Source organism: Bradyrhizobium sp. SZCCHNR1098 (assembly GCF_032489375.1).
Classification (GTDB): domain Bacteria; phylum Pseudomonadota; class Alphaproteobacteria; order Rhizobiales; family Xanthobacteraceae; genus Bradyrhizobium.
In genome coordinates, this window is record NZ_JAUEXY010000009.1 from 31,600 (window position 1) to 51,892 (window position 20,293).

Here is a 20,293-nt window from a genome sequence, read left to right on the forward strand (position 1 = left end):
GGTGGCGGCGCCGTCTGCAGCGCTTCAGCCACACGACTAGCCGAGCCCTCTGCCAGATTCTGTCAGCAGCCTTCGTGAGCATGGTCGGTGGCGGTCCGGTCCGCCCAGCGGGCAAACGTGCGCATCGCGGCGCTTTGCACTGCATGATGATGCGGGGAAAGCACAGCCACGGATGTCGTCGTTCCTACAACCAGCGGGCGGTGGTGTTTCGAATGGTCACCATGGAAACATCGGGCAAACAAAAGTAAGGCGTTGGGGAGGCGCGTAGGATGCCTGTGAGTAGGACGACATTGTTGTGCGCGGTCGCGCTGTCCGCAGCGTCCCTGCAACTGATGGGGCCGGCAGCAGCCCAGACCACCTATACGCGCATTCAGGCATTTGGCGACAGCTACGCCGACACGGGCAATCTCTGGACCTTCACCGGCGGCGCCGGCAAGCTGCCGCTCTATCCCACCGGCCGCTTCAGCGGCGGCACGAATTTCGTCGACACGACCTCGGCGCTGCTCGGCATTCCCCAGCTCAACTACGCGATCGGCGGCGCCATGGCCGGCAACACCAACGTGGTGGCGCCCGGCATTCCCGGCTTCTTCCAGGAATGGAGCGGACTGACGGGCTTCTCCGGCAGGATCTCGTCGACCGACCTGGTCGAAATCTCGGTCGGCGGCAACGATGCGCGGGCCTATTACCGCGCCGGCGGCTCGCTCGCTGGAGCGCCGACGGCCGCGGCCGTCACGGCCCAGCAGGCCATGGCCGGCATCAACGCGCTGGTCGGGGACGGCGCGCGCAGCATCGTGTTCACGGCCGGCGATGTCAGCACCTTGCCGGAGGCCGTAGGCAACGCCAATGCCCCGGCCGGCAAGGCCTACAGCACGACCTATAACAGCCTGATGCAGCAGTCGCTCGCTGGCGTCGCGCGTTCGGGCGTACGTGTCGAGTATGTCGACACCGGACTGGTGGGGACGCTAATCCAGGCCAATCCACAGCGCTATGGCTTCACCAATGTCGGCGCCTGTCCGGTGGCGTGCATCGGCAATCCGGCGCTGCAGAGCCAGTATCTGTTCTATGTCGACGGCGTGCACCTGACCTCGCACGGCTTCGAGGTGCTGGGCCAGTACATCGTCAACCGCCTCAACGCGCCGCTGACCTTCGCGCCGCAGGGCGAGGTGGCATCGATCACGGCGATGGGGTTTGCCTCGACGCTGTTCGGCAAGCTGGATCAGTTCCGCGAGACCACCGGCTTCGCGCCGTCGACGATGAATTCCTTTGCCGCCGTGACGAAGGCGCCTTACGCCAAGTCCCCTTACACCAAGGCGCCGCCGCTGGCGCCGGTCAGCCCATGGTCGTTCTACATGCAGGGCAATGGCGGCGTCAGCGACCGCCAGGGCAGCGCCGCCTCGAACGGCTTCAATCTCGACAGCATCGGCGGCACAATTGGTGTCGAGTACCGGCTGTCGGCGAACTCCATGATCGGTACCGCCTTCGACTATTCCAATCCGAAGGCGAGGCTGTTCAACAGCGCCGGCACCACGGATGCCAACTCCTATCAGTTCGGCCTCTACGGCGCCTGGGCGAGCAGCAACCTGTTTGCCGAGGGCCTGGCGACGATCGGCCGTCAGGACTATCGCAACACGCGGCCGGGCGTGGTCGACACCATCACCTCCAGTCCCGGCGGCACCACCTTCGTCGCGGCCGGGAAGGCCGGTTACCTGTTCGACGCAGGCACGGCGAAGCTCGGCCCGATCGGCGGGCTGACCTATGCCCGCGCCCGTGTCGACGGCTTCACCGAGACCGGCGATCCTGCGCTGACGCTCGCGGTCGGCTCGCAGACCGCCGAGACCCTGATCGGCAGCGTCGGCGTGCAGCTGCGCACCCCGTTCCAGGTGCAGGGCAACGTCATCAATCCGTACCTGAACCTGACGCTCGATGACGACATCATCGGCAACGGCCGCCTGATTCAGTACAACGCGACCTCGGCGCCCGTCATCGTCAACAACTGGACGGTTCCGAACGGCACCTCGCACAACGTCTACGGCCGGGTGAGCGCCGGCGTTGTGGCGCCATTCTGGAGCAATGTGGCGCTGACGGTGAATGTGTCGCGCACGATCGGACGCACGGGGGGAGACGATTTCTTCGGCAGCGGAGGCTTGAAGATCGCGTTCTGAGGGTCTGCCGCGGCAGCCAGCGTTCTCGGGGGCTCTGAGGGGGCGCTGGCGTTGCGGCCAAGGCGAGGGCAGCCCGGAAGGGCTGCCCTTCGTTTTCGTGCCTTCAGTTTTGTCATGGGGTGGGCATAGTTTTAGAGACCATCGTTGGAATCGGAGCGTCATCATGCCTCCCAGCATTGCCGTCATCGCGCCCGGCGCCATGGGCAGCGCCATCGCCGCCCGTCTCGTGGAGCACGGCTGCAAGGTTCTGACTTCGCTCGAGGAGCGCAGCGCGGCGACGCGGGCGAGGGCGGCCGCATCCGGCATGGTCGGCGCCAGCGACGCCGAGATCGCCAATGCCGACATCATCCTGTCGATCGTGCCGCCGGGCGAGGCTGTGGCGCTGGCGGAGCAACTCGCGACGGTCATCAATCGGAATTCGAAGAAGCCCATCATCGTCGACTGCAACGCCGTCAACGTCGACACCATCCGGACCATCGAGGACATCGTGCTGTCCTCGGGCGCGCGCCTGGTCGATGCCGCCATCATCGGTCTGCCGCCGAAGCCGGGCACGAAGGGACCGGCGTTGTATGTGAGCGGCGAGGCGGCCGTTGATGTCGCCGTGCTGGGCCAACTCGGGCTCGATCTGCGCCGGATCGAAGGGCCGATCGGCGCGGCTTCGGCGCTGAAGATGTCCTATGCGGGCATCAACAAGGGCCTGACGGGGCTCGGCGCCGCGATGGTGCTGGCCGCCACCCGCGCCGGCGCCGCCGACGCGCTGCGCGACGAGTTGGCGCTGAGCCTGCCGCACGTCCAGGCTCGGCTTGCCAATGCGCTGCCGGACATGCTGCCGAAGGCCTATCGCTGGGTCGCCGAAATGCGCGAGATCGCGGGCTTCCTGGGTGATGACCATCCGGCCGCGCTGATCTACGAAGGCTTCGCCCGTCTGTTCGAGCACATCGCGACGGACGTGCAGGGGCAGGGCACCGATGCAGCGCAGCTGGTGGCGTTCGCCGAGAGCTGCAAGGTGAATAAGCCGGCGTCATAGACTCGTAGGGTGGGCAAAGGCGCACCGCGCAACGCGCGGTGTGACGTGCCCACCGTTGTTCTTTACGACCATCGACATGGTGGGCACGCGCCGCCTTTGGCGTCGCTTTGCCCACCCTACGACATGTCAGCCCGCCGTCAGCAGCGGGATCGCCTCGTCGCGTTCGTAGAGATAGAGCAGGCAGCGCAGCGCGTCGCTGCGCGGGCCCTTCAGCTTCGGGTCTTCCTTGAGGATCCGCAGCGCCTCGTCGCGCGCCTGGGTGATCAGCTGGGCATGCACCTCGGGACGGGCGATGCGATAGCCGGGCAGGCCACTCTGGCGGATGCCGAGCACGTCGCCTTCGCCGCGCAGCTTGAGGTCCTCCTCGGCGATCCGAAAACCGTCGGTGGTCTCGCGGATCACGGCGAGCCGCGCCTTCGACATCTGCCCCAGCGGCTCGTGATAGAGCAGGATGCAGGTCGAGGCCTCCGAGCCGCGGCCGATGCGGCCGCGCAACTGGTGCAGCTGGGCGAGGCCGAAGCGCTCGGCATTCTCGATCACCATGATGCTGGCGGCCGGTACGTCGACGCCGACCTCGACCACGGTGGTCGCAACCAGCAGCCGCAACTCGTGGGTCGCGAACCGGCCCATGACGTCGTCCTTCTCGCTGCCCTTCATCTTGCCGTGGACGAGGCCGACCTTGGCACCGAAGCGCTCGCGCAGGCTCTCGAAGCGATCCGTCGCATTGGTGAGATGATCGATGCCCTCGGCCTCGGATTCCTCGACCAGCGGGCAGATCCAGTAGACCAGCTTGCCGGCATCGAGCGCGCGCCCCACCGCGTCGATGACCTCGCCGAGCCTGGTGTCGGCGACCGCACGGGTGTCGATCGGCTGCCGGCCGGCCGGCTTCTCGCGCAGCTCGGAGATGTCCATGTCGCCGAAATAGGTCAGGACGAGGGTGCGCGGGATCGGCGTCGCCGAAAGCACCAGCACGTCGACGGCCTCGCCCTTCGAGGTCAGCGCCAGCCGCTCGCGCACACCGAAGCGATGCTGCTCGTCGACGATGGCGAGCGCCAGCGACTTGAAGACCACGTCGTCCTGGATCAGCGCGTGGGTGCCGACCAGCAGGTCGATTTCGCCGGCCTCCAGACGCGCAAGAATGTCGCGACGCTCCTTGCCCTTCTCGCGCCCCGTGAGAATGGCCACGTTCATCCCAGCGCGCTCGGCGAGCGGCGTGATGGTCTTGGCATGCTGGCGCGCCAGAATCTCGGTCGGGGCCATCAGGGCCGCCTGCTTGCCGGCCTCGGCGACGGCGGCTGCCGCCAGCAGCGCCACCACCGTCTTGCCGGAGCCGACATCGCCCTGCAGCAGCCGCAGCATCCGTACCGGCTTTTCGAGATCGGCGGCGATCGCGGCCATCGCCTCGGCTTGCGAGTTCGTCAGCGCATAGGGCAGGGCGTCGATGATCTTGCGGCGCAGACGGCCGTCGCCGGCATGACGGTTGCCCGCGGGCCGGCGCAGTTGCGCCCGCACCAGTGCCAGTGCCAGTTGGCCGGCGAGCAGCTCATCGAAGGCCAGCCGTGACCAGAACGGGTTTTCCGGCAGGATGTCGGTCAGCTCCTGCGGCACATGCACCCGCGTCAGCGCCTCCTTCAAGGGCGGGAAGCCACAGCGGCTGAGCACCTCCGGACTGATCCATTCCGGCAGCTCGGGCAGCTTGGTCAGCGCCGCGGCAATCGCGCGCCGCAACGATCCGAGTGCGAGGCCTTCCGTCAGCGGATAGACCGGATCGATGCCGGAGAGTTTTGCAAACCCCGCTTCATCCAGGATGCGGTCGGGGTGCACGATCTGCGGCACGCCGTCATACATCTGCACGGTGCCGGAGACATAGCGCTTGGCGCCGACCGGCAGCACCTTCTCGATGTAGTCGCCCTTGGGACGGAAGAAGGTCAGCACGACGTCGCCGGTCTCGTCGCTGGCGTAAACGAGGTACGGCGCGCGGGCGTTGCGCGAGGGGCGGTGGCGATCGACCGTGACTTCGAGCGTCACCATGGTTCCGGCCTCGGCGTCGCGCACCTTGGGCCGGTGGCGGCGGTCGATGACGCTGGCCGGCAGGTGCAGCAGCAGGTCGACCAGCCGCGGCGTCTCGCTGCAGCCGAGCAGGTAGCGCAGCAGCTTGTCCTGCTTCGGCCCGACCCCGGAGAGGGTGGTGACCGGCGCGAACAGGGGATTGAGAACGCTTGGGCGCATGGACCGAACACTTAAAGCGGTTTGAGAGCCGGAATAGCCGCGAATGCCAAGACATCCACGTCTTTTTCTCAGGTTTCAGGTGCCGGGCATGCCGGTTCTGCAGCCTGGGAGGGCTGACAGGAGCGCTGCGTGCCGCTATATCGAACCGCGCCCGGCACCGTCCGGGCTTTTGGCGTTGTCCTGCAGGAATATCGCGATGACCGGAACGACCCGATCGAGCCAAGGCCTAGACGACCGTCGCAAGCGGCTCCTGTTCCGCTGCTGGCATCGCGGCACCCGTGAGATGGACCTGATCCTCGGCCGCTTCGCCGATGCAGAGATCGGGAGCCTCTCCGAGAGCGAGCTGGCCGAGCTCGAACAGCTTCTGGAAGTTCCGGACCCGGATTTCTATGCCGCGGTGACCGGCGCCCGGCCGCTGCCGCCGGAGCAGACCCCGGCATTGTTCGAGCGCATCAAGGCGTTCCGCGCGGTGGGCGCCGATTGATGAAGAGCCCGGTCAAGTCGCCAGCCGAGCATCTCGCGCCGGGGCGCGCGCTGACGCTCGCCAATGTCGCCGAGGGCGCCGAAGGCCTGGTCGTCTCCGATCTCGCGCGGGCGGTCGCGGCCAAGCCGAAGCCGCCGGCGGTGAGCCTCGCCGTGGTCTGTCGCGACGGCAATCGGATGCAGCAGCTGGCGCGGGCGCTCGACTTCTTCGCGCCGGATCTGCCGGTGATGCAGTTCCCGGCCTGGGACTGCCAGCCTTACGATCGCGTCTCGCCGCATGGCGGTATTCTCGCCCAGCGCGTCACGACGCTGGCGCGGTTGTCGCGCCTCGCCGGCAGCGACAAGCCGCTGATCGTGCTGACCACCGTCAACGCCATCGTGCAGCGCGTGCCGGCGCGCGACACCATGGCCGGGCAGGCGCTGTCGGTCGCGCCCGGCCATGTCGTGCCGATGGACTCCGTCGTTGCCTGGCTCGAGCATAACGGCTATCACCGCTCGTCGACCGTGCGCGAGAGCGGCGAATATGCGGTGCGCGGCGGCATTCTCGACCTGTTTCCCGCCGGCCTCGACCAGCCGGTGCGCTTCGACTTTTTCGGCGACAGCCTGGAATCGATCCGCACCTTCGACGCCGAGACGCAGCGCACCTTGCTCGACATGCGCTCGCTCGACCTTGTGCCGGTGTCGGAATTCCAGCTCGTCACCGACACCATCCGCCGCTTCCGCATGGGCTATGTCGCCGAGTTCGGCGCGCCGGAGCGCGATGACGCGCTGTACGAGGCCGTCAGCGAAGGCCGCCGCTATCCCGGCATGGAGCACTGGCTGCCGCTGTTCCACGACAAGATGGAGACCTTATTCGACTATCTGCCGAACACGCCCATCGTGATCGAGCCGCAGGGCGAGGATGCCGCGCGCGAGCGCTTCAAGCAGATCATCGATTATTACGACGCGCGCCGCGAGGCGATGGAGCATCCCGGCGGCGGGGCGATCTACAAGCCGCTGACGGTCGACCGCCTCTATCTGACGTCCTCCGAATGGGCCGAGCGGCTCACCGCCGTCCCGCTGGCGCGTGTCACTCCGTTCGCGGTGCCGGAGAGCGCCAACGTCGTCGACATCGGCGCGCGGCAGGGCCGCAATTTCGCGCCCGAGCGCAACGACGCCGCCGTCAACGTGTTCGAGGCAGTTGTCGCCCACGTGCAGGCATTACAATCGGTGCGCAAGAAGGTCGTGATCGCGCTGTGGAGCGAAGGCTCGCGCGACCGCATGGCCAGCATGCTGAAGGACCACAAGCTGATCCACGTCACCAGCGTCAACACCTGGCGCGTGGTGCAGGCGACGCCGCGCAACGAGACCATGCTCGCGGTGCTGGGCCTGGAGACCGGCTTCGAGACCGATCAGATCGCGGTCATCTCCGAGCAGGACATTCTCGGCGACCGCCTGGTGCGGCCGCGCCGGGCGAGCCGCAAGCTCGACAATTTCATCTCGGAGGTGACGAGCCTCGCGATCGGCGACATCGTGGTCCATGTCGATCACGGCATCGGCCGTTTCGTCGGGCTGCAGACGCTCGAGGTCGCCGGCGCGCCGCATGACTGTCTCGAACTGCGCTATGCCGGCGAGACCAAGCTGTATCTGCCGGTCGAGAACATCGAGCTGTTGTCGCGCTACGGCTCCGACCAGACCAACGTCGAGCTCGACAAGCTCGGCGGCTCCGGCTGGCAGACGCGCAAGGCCAAGCTGAAGAACCGCATCCGCGAGATGGCCGGCGAGCTGATCAAGATCGCCGCCGAGCGCATGCTGCACGAGGCACCGAAGCTGCCGGTGCAGGCCGGCCTCTATGACGAGTTCTGCGCCCGCTTCCCCTATGACGAGACCGAGGACCAGCTCGCTGCGATCCAGGCGACGCTCGCCGATCTCGAAGCGGGACGTCCGATGGACCGGCTGGTCTGCGGCGACGTCGGCTTCGGCAAGACCGAGGTGGCGCTGCGCGCCGCCTTCGCCGTCGCGCTCGACGGCAAGCAGGTCGCTGTCGTCGTGCCGACCACGCTGCTCGCGCGCCAGCATGCAAAGACTTTTGCTGAGCGCTTCAAGGGCTTTCCGGTCAACGTCGCACAGGCGTCGCGGCTGGTCAGCACCAAGGAACTCAATCAGGTCAAGAAGGGCCTCGCCGACGGCTCGGTCGACATCGTCGTCGGCACCCACGCGCTGCTCGGCAAGGCGATCAAGTTCCGCGATCTCGGCCTCGTCATCGTCGACGAGGAGCAGCATTTCGGCGTCAGCCACAAGGAGCGGCTGAAGCAGCTGCGCGCCGAGGTGCATGTGCTGACCCTGTCGGCGACGCCGATCCCGCGCACCTTGCAGCTCGCACTCACCGGCGTGCGCGAGCTGTCGATCATCGCCTCGCCGCCAGTCGATCGTCTCGCCGTTCGCACCTTCGTCGCGCCGCACGACCCCGTGATGATCCGCGAGGCCCTGCTGCGTGAGCGCTATCGCGGCGGTCAGGCGTTCTACGTCGTGCCGCGTATCGACGATCTCGCCGAGGTCAAGGAGTTCCTCGACAAGACCGTGCCGGAGATGAAGGTCGCCGTCGCGCACGGCCAGATGGCGCCGACCGTGATCGAGGACATCATCGGGGCGTTCTACGACGGCAAGTTCGACATCCTGCTGTCGACCACGATCGTCGAATCCGGCCTCGACATTCCCCGCGCCAACACGCTGATCGTGCACCGTGCCGACATGTTCGGCCTTGCCCAGCTCTATCAGCTGCGCGGCCGCGTCGGCCGCTCCAAGCTGCGCGCTTATGCGCTGTTCACCCTGCCGTCGACGCACAAGATCAGCCCACTGGCCGAAAAGCGCCTGGGCGTGCTGCAGTCGCTGGAGACGCTGGGGGCCGGCTTCCAGCTCGCCAGCCACGACCTCGACATCCGAGGCGCCGGCAACCTCCTCGGCGACGAGCAGTCCGGCCACATCAGGGAGGTCGGCTTCGAGCTCTATCAGTCGATGCTGGAGGAGGCGATCGAGAACCTCAAGGCTGGCATCACTGAGCCGACCGTCGACCGCTGGTCGCCCCAGATCACCATCGGCATGCCCGTGCTGATCCCCGAGGACTACGTCTCCGACCTCTCGGTGCGACTGTCGCTGTACCGCCGGCTCGCCGATCTCGAGACCGACGACGAGATCGACAACTTCGCGGCCGAGCTGCGCGACCGCTTCGGCAAGTTGCCGGACGAGACGCGCTATCTGTTCAAGGTCGCCGCGATCAAGAACTACTGTCGCAGGGCCAATGTCGAGAAGGTCGATGCCGGCCCGAAGGGCGCGGTCATCGCCTTCCGCGACAACAGCTTCGCCTATCCCGATCGTCTCGTCGCCTTCATCAAGCGCCACGGCCAAGCCGCCAAGGTGCGCCCCGACATGAAGGTCGTGTTCCTGCAGGTCTGGGAGACGCCCGAGGAGCGGCTCGCCGGCACCACCGATATCCTGAAGGAACTCGCCGACCTCGCGGAGAAGAAGAAAGCGGCGTAGCGGAATGGAGCGTTAGCGAAGCATCCAGCCGAAATGCAACGCAAGGCTGGCGATCGTGAAGACTGAGACGATCGCGATCACGCTGATCCAGTCGGTCTCATCGCGAGATTGTCTGTTCTGCATCGCAAGGCTCCGCTTCACAAGACGCCACACGCCCCGTCCGATGATCAGATCAGACGAGTGAGGCGAATGCGCGATCTGAAGATGTACGTGTTTGGTTGAGATCGTGGCCAAGCCGACGTTCCGTCATTGCGAGCGAATCGGAGCAATCCAGAGCCGCGCCAGAATTCTGGATTGCTTCGTCGCTTTGCTCCTCGTGACCTGCCCCTAAGAATTTCCTCCAGAAGGATTTAGAGTCCGGCCTGACGAAGGACGGACAGATGAAGCGTAAACGGTTCACGGAAGAGCAGACCAGACGTCACCAAGGAGAGCCTGGGAGCGATCGCTGACACCTCGATCTCGGGCCGGCGGGTGGCGCGGGAGCTGACCACTATCGTCGCCCGACGCGGCAAGCCGGGTTCGATCGTCTCGGACAACGGCACCGAGTTCACCTGCAATGCGATGCTGGCCTGGTGCAAGGACAACGCCATCGACTGGCACTTCATCGCGCCCGGCAAGCCGATCCAGAACGCCATTGTCGAGAGCTTCAACGGCCGGATGCGCGACGAGTTCTTGAACGAAACGCTGTTCTTCGGCCTCGACGACATACGGCGCAAGCTCGCCGCCTGGGTCACGGACTACAACGGCGAGCGGCCGCACTCCTCACCGAAATACCAGACCCCTGCGGCCTATGCCGCCAACCTTCCCGCAACGGGCGATCGGCTGCGCAACCCCGACCAGCTCCGCCAATCGCCCGTTGCTGCATCCGCGCCACTCGGCGTAAGACCCAACAGGACTCCAAATGCTCCTGGATGAAACTTCGGTGGCAGGTCAGTTGCAGAACACGGCGGGCCTGCGATGCCCGCCCGTATCGGCACCATGCGAGCGCTAGCTAAGCCCGGCTCGAACGCGTGTGCAACCTTGAGATGGTCGCACGAGTCCCTAAAGAGGATTAATGTTTCGCAGATCTTTATCAACGAGATCAGTTTCGCAGATCTTCAAGAAGATCAAAGGTCAGTTGTGGGGGGCGATCCAACTGCCTGGTCCAGGCATCGACGATGTCCGATCCACGATCACTATCGCCGGAGATAAATTTCCGCCGAGGCATTAGCTATGCCAGCGGTCTGGTCGCAATTGGACTGATCTATTTCGCCCTGGCAAAAGGTGGCCTTGCTCTCGCCTCTATTCATCCCAGTGCAACGCCAATTTGGCCACCGACAGGTGTCGCGCTGGCGGCGGTGCTGTTGTGGGGATATCGGACTTGGCCCGCAATTTTCACGGCGGCGGTGATCGCCAATGCGGCGACCGCCGGCTCGGTTGCCACCGCAATTGCGATTGCGACCGGCAACTCTCTTGAAGCCGTTGTTGGCGTTTACCTCATCAATCGATGGTCGAGCGGATGTAATACGTTTTCGACGCCAAATTCTGTCGCGAAGTTTACCCTGATTTGCCTCGTGATCGCGACACCGATCAGCGCCACCATTGGACTGTCCAGCCTGGCAACCGCCGGGTACATCGAACGGACGAATTTCGCAAACGCCTGGGTCACATGGTGGCTGGGAGATGTGACCGGCGCGCTGGTCATTGCCCCCGTTATCGTGCTTTGGGCATCAAGCCCCTACCATGCTTTCAACCGCAAGGAATTTTTGGAGACGGTCGGCGTCCTCGCAACAGCGGCGGCTGTTGGACTCATTGCTTTCAGCCCCCTGATCGAGCAAACGCCGAGCCGAAATCCACTGGGTTTTCTTGCGATCCTGCCAATGTTGTGGGCGGCGCTGCGCCGCGGTCCACGTGACACTGCAACCGTTGCGCTGGTGCTTGCGGGGATCACGATTTGGGGGACGCTCACGGGCGGCGGCCCCTTCACGACCGTGGATCTCAACGTTTCATTCCTGCTGGTATTGATGTTCTTGATCAGTATTACCGTTCCAAGCTTGTTACTGAGCGCCGACGTCGAGGTGCGCAAGAAAGCGGAGGAAAGTCTGCGCCACGCGCACATGGAACTCGAACGGAAGGTCGCAGAACGTACGCAAGAGTTGGAGCTCGCCAATGCAGCAAAATCGCGCTTTCTTGCCATGGCAAGCCATGATTTGCGGCAGCCATTACATGCACTAGGCCTGTTCGTTGCGCAGCTGCGCACGCCGCTCAAATCGGGGGAAAGGACAAAGACGATCGAGCGGATCGATGCAACGCGCAAAGAAATGGATGAAATGTTCAACTCGCTCCTGGATATTTCCAGGCTCGATGCTGGAATCCTTACACCCAAAATTACCGAATTCCCGATCGCGCGCCTGTTGCAAACAATTGAGACTACGTTTGATCAGGCAACGCGAGAAAAAGGCTTGCGTCTACGCGTTCGGCGAAGTGATGCCTGGGTGCGGAGCGACGCCATGCTGCTCGAACGCATACTGCTCAATCTGGTATCCAATGCTGTGCGCTATACGTCACGGGGCGGGATCATCGTCGGATGTCGTCGGCGCGGTGAAATGTTGCGTATCGAAGTATGGGATAGCGGTCCCGGCATTCCTGAGGATCAGAAGCAGAATATCTTTGGCGAGTTTTTTCAACTACCCGGCCCAGAACGGAACCGGTACGGCGGCCTGGGGCTCGGCCTGGCTATTGTCGACAGGCTTCGCGTACTTCTCAACCATCAAGTCGACTTAGCTTCGACTGTGGGCCGAGGTTCGCGATTCGCAATCTTGATTCCGATGGCCGATAAATGCGTCACGTCCACCGAGCCCGTCGACTCACCTCGCCCCGCAGTCGTTGCGGTCGAAGGTAAGGTAATTCTTGTTATTGCCGATGCTCCAATTGTGCGAGAGGAGACAGGCGGATTGCTTGGCAAATGGGGATACTCCGTCCTTACCGCCGGATCCGACGAAGCTGCGCTTATCCGACTGGCTGAGCGCCAGCAACGCCTCGATCTTATAATCTCGGATTATCATCTTGCGAGCGGAAAGACCGGGATCCGAGCAATTGAACAAATTAGTGCGGCGTTTGGCTCATCAATTCCAGCTATCCTCACCAGCGGCGATACGGCACCCGAACCATTACGTGACGCGAAGGATAGAGGGTACATTTTGCTGCACAAACCTGTCGACCCAATGCGGCTCCGCGCTGTCATGCAAGAGTTCTTGAGGGATCAAGACGATAGGAGAGACACCGGGGCGGCGTTATGAATCAGATTTCGGCGACAATTCCCAGCCCATTTTTCCGACTTTTATTACTGCCTCGGTGCGACTCGTTACATTGAGTGCCTTGAGAACGACCGTGATGTGGTTCTTCACTGTCGGCACGGCCATATCGAGGGTCTTGGCAATGATCTTGTTACTTTTTCCCTTCATCAGGAGCGCAAGCACGTCAATCTGCCGATCGGTCAACCCGAGACCCTTGGGAGAGTCGCGCGTCGCTAGCTTATTTGTAAGCCGCGGAGACGTTGGTTCCTCAAGAATCTCCGAGGGAATGTAAATGCCGCCAGAAAACACCAACTTGATGGCGTTGAGCATGACCTCACGTTCGGTCGTTTTCGGGATGAAACCCAGAGCGCCTAGTTTGAAAGCGCGCTTGACTGTATCTTGATCATCCGAGGACGAGAGCATGACGATAGCAATGGTCGCATAGCGGTCACGCAGTTCGCGGAGCACAGAGAAGCCATCTCGATCAGGCAAATTGATATCAAGCAAAATGAGGCTGATGTCAGGATGTTCCTCGACTATGTGCACTGCCTCACGGCCGTTCGAAGCTTCAAAAATGACGGAGTCTCGCTTCAGTTGTTTCACGACAGCGTGCAACGCCTCGCGGATTAATGCATGATCGTCGACAATAAGAACTTTCATAAAAGCTCTCCGTCATCTCATTGCACGGAGATCCAACTTAAAAAACATACACCCACCTTCGGGTCTTTGGCGAGGAAGAAGCTGGCGGAAGACTGGCTCCCGATACCGTCCATCCACCATCATCCTTGGCCCAACCAGCGGTTCGCCGCCGGGCACTCAAGGTAGGAGCCGAATGCCGTTGTGTGGTGTAATTGTAATCACTGAGCTGCTGCCGGTTTGATGGACACCCGGTCAAGCTAATCCCACCTTGCGCTCGAACTCAACCGGGCTGACGTAGCCGATGGTCGAGTGCCTGCGGGTCGTGTTGTAAAATCTCTCGATGTAGTCGAACACATCGGCTCGCGCCTCGTCTCTGGTCCTGTAGGTTTTGCTCTCCGTCCGTTCGGTCTTGAGCGACGAGAAGAAGCTCTCCATCGCCGCATTGTCCCAGACATTGCCGGAACGGCTCATGCTGCAGACGATGCCGTGGTCGGCCATCAGGCGCTGGAACTGCTCGCTGGTGTACTGGCTCCCCTGGTCGGAGTGGTGCAACAGCGCATCCGGTTTGCCCCGTCGCCAGACTGCCATCAGCAACGCATCGGTCACCAGCTGAGCCGTCATGGCGGCGCTCATCGACCAGCCCACCACCCGGCGCGAGAACAGGTCGATCACTGCTGCAACGTAGAGCCAGCCCTCGGCCGTCCAGAGATACGTAAAGTCGGCGATCCACTTCTGGTTCGGCCGCTCGGCGGCGAACTGCCGGTCCAGCAGGTTCGCCGGCACTGTCTCGAGTTGCCGATCGCCACTGTCCTTCGGTAAACACCGGCGTCGCGGCCGCGCCCGCAAGCCCTGCAGGCGCATCAGCCGTTCGATCTGGTGGAGGCCGCAGTCCACCCCGTCGGCGAGCAGATCACGCCACACCCGGCGCGCGCCGTAGGTGCGGTCGCTAGCCATGAAGCTGGCCTTGACCTTGCCGCCGAGCTCTTCGTCGCTGCGGGATCTGGCGCTGGGAGAGCGGTTCAGCCAGGCATGAAAGCCCGACCGCGACACCCCCAGCGCATTGCATAGCCATGCCACCGGCCAGATCGCCCGGTGCTTCGCGATGAAGACGAACTTCATGTCGCTTCCTTCGCGAAGAAGGCTGCGGCCTTTTTTAGAATATCCCGCTCGGCCTTCAATTTGGCGACCTCACGGCGCAACCGCTCGATCTCCTGCTGCTCAGGCTTCATCTGGCCATGGCCGGGAAAGGCCCGTACCGGGTCGGAGCCGAACTCCTTGACCCACTTGCGCAGCACGTTCTCATGAACGTCCAGATCGCGGCCGGCTTGCGCCACCGATACCCCGCGCTCCCTGACCAGCTTGACCGCCTCGACCTTGAACTCGCGACTGAACTTCCGTCTCTTCATCGCCCACCTCCGGCTTCATGAAACACCCAATCTCGGTGTCCATCAAACCGGCAGCAGCTCAGTTGGGGGTGGGGGTTTCTTGCTCCGAACGAAGTTTGTGGCGCATGCAGGCACGAGCGGGGTGTGCGCTGATAGGGATGACTAATCAGCTGTCGGTGGGGTGGCTTCCATGAAGTCCATTTCCGTGGACCCCCACCCCCGACCCCTCCCCGCAAGGGGGAGGGGAGCGCACCGATCGGGTCGCGAGAGTTTGGGTCGAGCGCCCCCAAGGCTCCGAGCAAACAAGCACCGGCCCCACAGCAATCACACCCCCCACAAACAAAAACCCCGCCATTTGCGGCGGGGCCCAGTCTGGGAGGAGCAAGCCGGTGAGGCCTGCCGGAGTACCCAGTGAAAGATCAGGCGGGGATGCGCTCGTCCATGTCGTGCGGCTCGCGCAGCACGTAGCCGCGGCCCCAGACGGTCTCGATGAAGTTGCGGCCTTCGGAGGCGTTGGCGAGCTTCTTGCGCAGCTTGCAGATGAAGACGTCGATGATCTTCAGCTCGGGCTCGTCCATGCCGCCGTAGAGATGGTTGAGGAACATCTCCTTGGTGAGCGTGGTGCCCTTGCGGAGCGAGAGCAGCTCCAGCATCTGGTATTCCTTGCCGGTCAGGTGCACGCGCTGGCCGCCGACCTCCACCGTCTTGGTGTCCAGGTTGACGACGAGGTCGCCGGTCTGAATGACCGACTGGGCGTGGCCCTTGGAACGGCGGACGATCGCGTGGATGCGGGCGATCAGCTCGTCCTTGTGGAACGGCTTGGTCATGTAGTCGTCGGCGCCGAAGCCGAGACCCTTGACCTTGTCCTCGATCCCGGCAAGGCCGGAGAGGATCAGGATCGGCGTCTTGATCTTCGAGACGCGCAGCTGCTTGAGCACGTCGTAACCGGACATGTCGGGCAGATTGAGGTCGAGAAGGATGATGTCGTAATCGTACAACTTGCCGAGGTCGACGCCTTCTTCGCCAAGGTCAGTCGTGTAGACGTTGAAGCTCTCAGACTTCAACATCAGCTCGATCGACTGCGCGACGGCGCTGTCATCCTCAATCAGCAAAACGCGCATGCCAGTTCCCCATAGTCGCCGCTCCGGGCGTCAGGTCGGCCGCCATCGCGGCACTCAAAACGCCTTTGAACAACTGATTCGGATCCTGACGAGAGATGGTTAACAAATCCTGATTCCCCTCCGCAAGCTCTATCCGTGCAATTTTTATCGAATCGCCGTAAGGTGTTGCGATAAGGCAGTTTTTCTTAGCCGTCCTCGTTCAAGCTCCATGTTAAGAGATGGACCTAACCGACTCTCGGATCTCACCGCTTTTCGAAGGCGGCAAAGCGAAGCACGTCAGTCACTCCAGACCATGACGTAATGATTAATGATGCGAGTAAACACAGAGTTAAACCGACGACGCGAATCTGCCCCTACTTAAGGTTTTCGCAATGAAGGCTCTGGCGCAATGAACTTTCTCTCGCGATGAAGGCGCTTTGGCAATGAAGGCCCTGGCCGAGCAGATCAGCGACATCGACGCCGTGAACACCTATGGGCGTGTCGTCGGCGTGAAGGGACTCATGGTGGAGATCGCCGGGCCGATTCATGCGATGTCGGTCGGCGCGCGCATCGTGATCGAGACCGGCAACAATTACATCCCTGCCGAGGTGATCGGTTTCTCCGGCAAGAATGCCGTGGTGATGCCGTTCGCCGGGCTGGAGGGCGTGCGCCGCGGCTGCCGCGCCGTGATCGCCAATGCGGCCAACCAGGTGCGGCCATCGCCGGCCTGGCTCGGCCGCGTCATCAATGCGATGGGCGAGCCGATCGATGGCAAGGGGCCGCTGCCGCAGGGCGCCTCGCCGGTTCCTTATCGGAACAATCCGCCGCCGGCGCATTCGCGCAGGCGCGTCGGCTCGCCGCTCGATCTCGGCGTCCGCGCATTGAACACCTTTCTCACCTGTTGCCGCGGTCAGCGGCTCGGCATCTTCGCCGGCTCGGGCGTCGGCAAATCGGTGCTGCTGTCGATGCTGGCGCGCAACGTCGATGCGGCGGTGTCGGTGATCGGACTGATCGGCGAGCGCGGCCGCGAGGTGCAGGAGTTCCTGCAGGACGATCTCGGCGATGAGGGTCTCGCGCGCTCGGTCGTCGTGGTCGCGACCTCCGACGAGCCGGCGCTGATGCGAAGGCAGGCGGCGTATCTGACGCTCGCGATCTCCGAATATTTCCGCGACGAGGGCAAGGATGTCCTTTGTCTAATGGACTCTGTGACGCGCTTTGCGATGGCGCAGCGCGAGATCGGGCTGTCGGCTGGCGAGCCGCCGACCGCCAAGGGCTACACGCCCACCGTGTTCACCGAGCTGCCGAAACTGCTGGAGAGGGCGGGGCCGGGCAGCGGCGACGGCACCATCACCGGGATCTTCACGGTGCTGGTCGATGGCGACGATCACAACGAGCCGGTGGCGGATGCGGTGCGCGGCATTCTCGACGGCCACGTCGTGATGCAGCGTTCGATCGCCGAACGCGGCCGCTATCCGGCGATCAACGTCCTCAAATCCGTGTCGCGGACGATGCCGAAATCGGCCGACCCCGTATTCTTGCCGACCATCATGCGGGCGCGCCAGGTGATGGCGACCTACGCCGATATGGAGGAGCTGATCCGGCTCGGCGCCTACCGCGCCGGTTCCAGTCCGGAGGTCGACGAGGCGATCCGGCTGCACGAGCCGTTGGAGGCGTTCCTGCGCCAGCGCAAGGACGAGGTCTCGACGTTGCAGAGCGGGTATCGGGAGCTGGAACAGATCCTGGGGCGCTTGGAAACGGAAAGCTAACTTTGTCGGGTAATCATCCCCTCCATGTAACGAGCCTAGTCGGCGAGCCCAGGGAGGGCGGCCGGCCCTGTCCCGCGCCGTACACGGGACTTCTGGGGAGTATGAGTCGATGAAGTCGCGCGAAACGCTGATCCGTCTGAAGAAGTTTCAGGTGGATGAGAAACGCCGCCGGGTGACGCAGATCGAGGGCATGATCGCTGACTTCCAGCGCATGTCGGCCGAGCTCGAGCGGGAGATCCAGACCGAGCAGGAGCGGGCCGGCATCAACGACCCGACCCATTTTGCCTATCCGACCTACGCCAAGGCCGCGATCCAGCGCCGGGAAAACCTGACGCGCTCGGCCGACGAGCTGCGCACCCAGCTCGAGGACGCCAAGGCTGCGTTGTCCGAGGCGTTCGAGGAGATGAAGAAGGTCGAGCTGCTCGACGAGCGTGACCAGGCCCGCGAAAAGGCCGAGGAGAGCGCCCGCGAGCAGGCCGACATGGACAGCATCGGTCTGATGCGCGCCCGGCTCGGCGTCATCGCCTGAGCCTGTCGCCGTCGCGGCTGTCGCTTTCGAAAACCCGGGCCGCGAGGTCCGGGTTTTTCGTCGCGCCCGCCCCGGTGGAGAGTTGCCCAGGACTTGTGCTACGGGAGGACGTAGGCTCGAACGAGGGAGTGGGGCGATTTTCGGGGACGCCAAATGCTGACGCCGGCAGAGCTGGTCTGGTTGCTTGCCGCTGTTGCCAAGGGGGACGAGGCCGCCTTCGAGCGCCTCTACGCGGCGACGCGCGCGAAACTCTATGGCGTCGTGCTCCGTATCTTGCACCGACAGGACCTCGCCGAGGAGGTCGTCCAGGAGACCTATGTGAAGGTCTGGAACAACGCCGCGCAGTTCAACCCGGCCGTTTCTTCCCCGATCACCTGGATGGCCGCCATCGCCCGCAACCGCGCCATCGACCTGGTGCGCAAGCGCGGTGAGTTGTCTTTGGAGGATGAGCCCTCCGCGCTCGAGGTTGCGGCCGAGACGCCGGATCCGCTGGCGCGGCGCGAGATGTCGGAGGAGCTCAAGCGTCTTTTGGAATGCGTCGGCCAGCTCGAGCCCGACCGCCAGAAGCTCGTGCTGCTTGCCTACTATAACGGCTGGAGCCGCGAGCAATTGGCGACCAAGTTCGAGGCGCCGGTGAACACGGTGAAGACCTGGTTGCGGCGGAGCATGATGGACATCCGCCAATGCCTCGGTCTCGGATGAGGTGCCGTTCGATCCGGCGAGAGACCCTGTAGGACGTGACCTGGACCTGTGATGGCGTATAGCGAAGACCATATCGCGCTGGCGGCGGAATATGCTCTCGGGACGCTCGACGCCGCCGAACGGGCGCAGGTCGAGACCATGATGGCGGTCGACAAGGATTTTGTCGCGCTGGTCCAGGCGTGGGAATTTCGTCTCGGTCCGCTCAACCAGATGGTCGGGCTGGTCGAGCCGCGCCCCGAGCTGTGGGAGCGCATCAAGGCCGAGATCGCGCGGTTGCGCGCGTTCGCCGAGAGCGCGCCGCCGGCTGAACCGGTGGCGGTGGCCGAGGCTCCAGTCTTTGCTGTTCATCCTGACCCTGCGCCTCCCGAGGGTTCGCCTGTCGCGGCGGAAGCCCTGCCGATCGAAGCGGCTTCGGTCGAGGCGCCCGAGCCTGAGGTCGCGGCCGTCGCCGCGACGCGCAGCGCGTCTGCAGCGCATGAGATCGCGAACAATGATGCGAATGTGGTGCGGCTCTCGTCCAAGGTCCGGCAGTTGCGCGCGGTCGCCAACATCATGACCGCGCTCGCGGCCGTGCTGCTCGCGCTGGTCGGTGTCCAGGTTTACCGCCCCGATCTCTTGCCGCAGCCATTGCGGCCGAAGCCGCGGATCCAGACTGTCGAGATCAAGGTGCCGGTCGCGCAACCCTCCGCCCAGTTCGTTGCTCTCCTGCAGAAGGACGCGGCGTCGCCGGCGTTCATCTTGACCGTCGATGCTGCCAGCAAAAGCTACACCGTGCGCCGGGTCGGCGCTGCGCCGGAGCCGGGCAAGAGCTTCGAGTTGTGGCTCGTGTCCGACAGGCTGCAGAAGCCGCGCTCGCTCGGCGTGATCGGCGGCAGCGACTTCACCAGCCGTCCCGTTCTCTCGTCCTACGACGCCGACACCGTGAGTCGCGCGACCTACGCCGTCACGGTCGAGCCCGAGGGCGGCTCGCCGACCGGGCAGGCGACCGGGCCGATCGTGTTTACCGGCAAGCTGATCGAGACGGTGCCGCCGGCGCGGTGATTCAGGGCCCAAAAAAGAAAACGCCCGTGGGGAGCGGGCGTTTTCAGTAGTCGACTTGGGGTTGGGTCTACTACATATCCACGCGGCCAGTTGGGGGGCTGTGAGAACCGCGTGAATTCGGGAAATTCCTGTCAGCGAACCAGCGACGTCTCCGAACTCGTCACCACGACCGGCTTGCCGGCCTTGAGGACCTTTGCCGTCTGCGCGTAGTTCGGCTCCGCGTTGAGACGGGCGGAGATGCCGAAGCCGGCCACTGCGATGCCAGCCACGAGCGCCACCACCACGATCTTGAGGTGGGTGGTCCGATCCGCGCTGTAAATCGAGTGGTTCATGGAAGCCTCCTGCCGTCTTCCGTCCTTCGCTGATTCGTGTGAGCCGGGGGCTTTCCGGTTCATCGTCTCGCGTGAACTAACGTAGGAAACCTCAATTCTGTTTCGTA

The 20,293-nt window shown here is 63.9% G+C and carries 15 protein-coding genes and 1 pseudogene; 10 read left to right on the plus strand and 6 right to left on the minus strand.

Annotation, left to right across the window (positions count from 1 at the left end):
* Nucleotides 1-269: 269 nt before the first annotated feature.
* Together QX135_RS19530 and QX135_RS19535 are read left to right on the plus strand one after the other, a co-directional pair.
* Nucleotides 270-2,162: an autotransporter domain-containing protein gene (locus tag QX135_RS19530; RefSeq protein WP_316178328.1), complete on the plus strand. Its 1,893-nt coding sequence runs from the start codon at nucleotides 270-272 to the stop codon at nucleotides 2,160-2,162.
* Between the two features lie 163 nt (nucleotides 2,163-2,325).
* Entirely contained in the window at nucleotides 2,326-3,189 is an 864-nt protein-coding gene (locus QX135_RS19535) for an NAD(P)-dependent oxidoreductase (protein ID WP_316178326.1), read from the plus strand.
* 126 nt (nucleotides 3,190-3,315) lie between these two features.
* Here QX135_RS19535 and recG read toward each other — a convergent pair whose 3' ends face one another.
* The gene (gene recG, locus QX135_RS19540; protein ID WP_316178324.1) at nucleotides 3,316-5,418 is read right to left on the minus strand and encodes an ATP-dependent DNA helicase RecG; all 2,103 of its coding nucleotides are present in this window, start codon (nucleotides 5,416-5,418) and stop codon (nucleotides 3,316-3,318) included.
* A gap of 196 nt (nucleotides 5,419-5,614) precedes the next feature.
* On the opposite strand from recG, the gene QX135_RS19545 reads away from it, so the two are divergent.
* Complete coding sequence (locus QX135_RS19545) at nucleotides 5,615-5,902, plus strand: succinate dehydrogenase assembly factor 2 (RefSeq protein WP_315757546.1); 288 nt, start codon at nucleotides 5,615-5,617, stop codon at nucleotides 5,900-5,902.
* On the plus strand, nucleotides 5,902-9,417 hold the full coding sequence (mfd, locus tag QX135_RS19550; RefSeq protein ID WP_316178322.1) for a transcription-repair coupling factor: 3,516 nt from the start codon (nucleotides 5,902-5,904) through the stop codon (nucleotides 9,415-9,417). The genes QX135_RS19545 and mfd overlap by 1 nt, the downstream gene beginning before the upstream one ends.
* A gap of 12 nt (nucleotides 9,418-9,429) precedes the next feature.
* Here mfd and QX135_RS19555 read toward each other — a convergent pair whose 3' ends face one another.
* The gene (locus tag QX135_RS19555) at nucleotides 9,430-9,651 is read right to left on the minus strand and encodes a hypothetical protein (RefSeq protein WP_316234244.1); all 222 of its coding nucleotides are present in this window, start codon (nucleotides 9,649-9,651) and stop codon (nucleotides 9,430-9,432) included.
* Nucleotides 9,652-9,831: 180 nt separating this feature from the next.
* Between QX135_RS19555 and QX135_RS19560 the strand changes: the two are divergent.
* A pseudogene (locus QX135_RS19560) lies at nucleotides 9,832-10,332 on the plus strand (integrase core domain-containing protein); the annotation flags it as partial.
* A gap of 242 nt (nucleotides 10,333-10,574) precedes the next feature.
* The gene (locus tag QX135_RS19565) at nucleotides 10,575-12,695 is read left to right on the plus strand and encodes an MASE1 domain-containing protein (RefSeq protein ID WP_316178320.1); all 2,121 of its coding nucleotides are present in this window, start codon (nucleotides 10,575-10,577) and stop codon (nucleotides 12,693-12,695) included.
* Here QX135_RS19565 and QX135_RS19570 read toward each other — a convergent pair.
* The 3 genes from QX135_RS19570 to ctrA all read right to left on the minus strand — a co-directional run bounded on the left by QX135_RS19570 (nucleotide 12,690) and on the right by ctrA (nucleotide 15,837).
* Nucleotides 12,690-13,352: a response regulator transcription factor gene (locus QX135_RS19570; RefSeq protein WP_316178319.1), complete on the minus strand. Its 663-nt coding sequence runs from the start codon at nucleotides 13,350-13,352 to the stop codon at nucleotides 12,690-12,692. The two genes, QX135_RS19565 and QX135_RS19570, sit on opposite strands and share 6 nt — an antisense overlap.
* Nucleotides 13,353-13,583: 231 nt before the next feature.
* Nucleotides 13,584-14,737, minus strand: a protein-coding gene (locus QX135_RS19575; protein WP_315797622.1) for an IS3 family transposase whose coding sequence is annotated in 2 segments (ribosomal slippage) — nucleotides 13,584-14,488 and nucleotides 14,488-14,737 — 1,155 coding nt in all. Because the reading frame shifts where the segments join, the coding sequence is not laid out codon by codon here.
* A gap of 398 nt (nucleotides 14,738-15,135) precedes the next feature.
* Nucleotides 15,136-15,837, minus strand: coding sequence for a response regulator transcription factor CtrA (gene ctrA / locus QX135_RS19580; protein ID WP_012046382.1), 702 nt, complete (start codon nucleotides 15,835-15,837; stop codon nucleotides 15,136-15,138).
* A gap of 422 nt (nucleotides 15,838-16,259) precedes the next feature.
* Between ctrA and fliI the strand changes: the two genes are divergently transcribed.
* The 4 genes from fliI (at nucleotide 16,260) to QX135_RS19600 (ending at nucleotide 19,854) form a co-directional block, all read left to right on the plus strand.
* Entirely contained in the window at nucleotides 16,260-17,582 is a 1,323-nt protein-coding gene (gene fliI, locus QX135_RS19585) for a flagellar protein export ATPase FliI (protein ID WP_315734073.1), read from the plus strand.
* A gap of 109 nt (nucleotides 17,583-17,691) precedes the next feature.
* Nucleotides 17,692-18,111 carry a flagellar export protein FliJ gene (fliJ, locus tag QX135_RS19590; RefSeq protein ID WP_315714036.1) on the plus strand — a complete coding sequence of 140 codons (420 nt, stop codon included), beginning with the start codon at nucleotides 17,692-17,694 and terminating at the stop codon, nucleotides 18,109-18,111.
* 153 nt (nucleotides 18,112-18,264) lie between these two features.
* On the plus strand, nucleotides 18,265-18,813 hold the full coding sequence (locus QX135_RS19595; RefSeq protein WP_315714037.1) for a sigma-70 family RNA polymerase sigma factor: 549 nt from the start codon (nucleotides 18,265-18,267) through the stop codon (nucleotides 18,811-18,813).
* A gap of 51 nt (nucleotides 18,814-18,864) precedes the next feature.
* The gene (locus QX135_RS19600; RefSeq protein ID WP_316179999.1) at nucleotides 18,865-19,854 is read left to right on the plus strand and encodes an anti-sigma factor domain-containing protein; all 990 of its coding nucleotides are present in this window, start codon (nucleotides 18,865-18,867) and stop codon (nucleotides 19,852-19,854) included.
* Between the two features lie 131 nt (nucleotides 19,855-19,985).
* Here QX135_RS19600 and QX135_RS19605 read toward each other — a convergent pair whose 3' ends face one another.
* Nucleotides 19,986-20,186 (minus strand): hypothetical protein, encoded by a 201-nt coding sequence (locus QX135_RS19605; protein ID WP_315734069.1) that lies wholly within the window; start codon nucleotides 20,184-20,186, stop codon nucleotides 19,986-19,988.
* Between the last annotated feature and the right edge of the window lie 107 nt (nucleotides 20,187-20,293).

Excerpts from the sequence above, each read along its gene's own strand:
- QX135_RS19565 (WP_316178320.1), top strand. The coding sequence starts at position 10,575 with ATGTCCGATCCACGATCACTATCGCCGGAGATAAATTTCCGCCGAGGC.
- QX135_RS19605 (WP_315734069.1), bottom strand. The coding sequence starts at position 20,186 with ATGAACCACTCGATTTACAGCGCGGATCGGACCACCCACCTCAAGATC.
- QX135_RS19545 (WP_315757546.1), top strand. The coding sequence starts at position 5,615 with ATGACCGGAACGACCCGATCGAGCCAAGGCCTAGACGACCGTCGCAAG.
- QX135_RS19570 (WP_316178319.1), bottom strand. The coding sequence starts at position 13,352 with ATGAAAGTTCTTATTGTCGACGATCATGCATTAATCCGCGAGGCGTTG.
- QX135_RS19530 (WP_316178328.1), top strand. The coding sequence starts at position 270 with ATGCCTGTGAGTAGGACGACATTGTTGTGCGCGGTCGCGCTGTCCGCA.
- QX135_RS19600 (WP_316179999.1), top strand. The coding sequence starts at position 18,865 with ATGGCGTATAGCGAAGACCATATCGCGCTGGCGGCGGAATATGCTCTC.
- QX135_RS19595 (WP_315714037.1), top strand. The coding sequence starts at position 18,265 with ATGCTGACGCCGGCAGAGCTGGTCTGGTTGCTTGCCGCTGTTGCCAAG.
- ctrA (WP_012046382.1), bottom strand. The coding sequence starts at position 15,837 with ATGCGCGTTTTGCTGATTGAGGATGACAGCGCCGTCGCGCAGTCGATC.
- fliJ (WP_315714036.1), top strand. The coding sequence starts at position 17,692 with ATGAAGTCGCGCGAAACGCTGATCCGTCTGAAGAAGTTTCAGGTGGAT.
- QX135_RS19535 (WP_316178326.1), top strand. The coding sequence starts at position 2,326 with ATGCCTCCCAGCATTGCCGTCATCGCGCCCGGCGCCATGGGCAGCGCC.
- recG (WP_316178324.1), bottom strand. The coding sequence starts at position 5,418 with ATGCGCCCAAGCGTTCTCAATCCCCTGTTCGCGCCGGTCACCACCCTC.
- fliI (WP_315734073.1), top strand. The coding sequence starts at position 16,260 with ATGAAGGCCCTGGCCGAGCAGATCAGCGACATCGACGCCGTGAACACC.
- mfd (WP_316178322.1), top strand. The coding sequence starts at position 5,902 with ATGAAGAGCCCGGTCAAGTCGCCAGCCGAGCATCTCGCGCCGGGGCGC.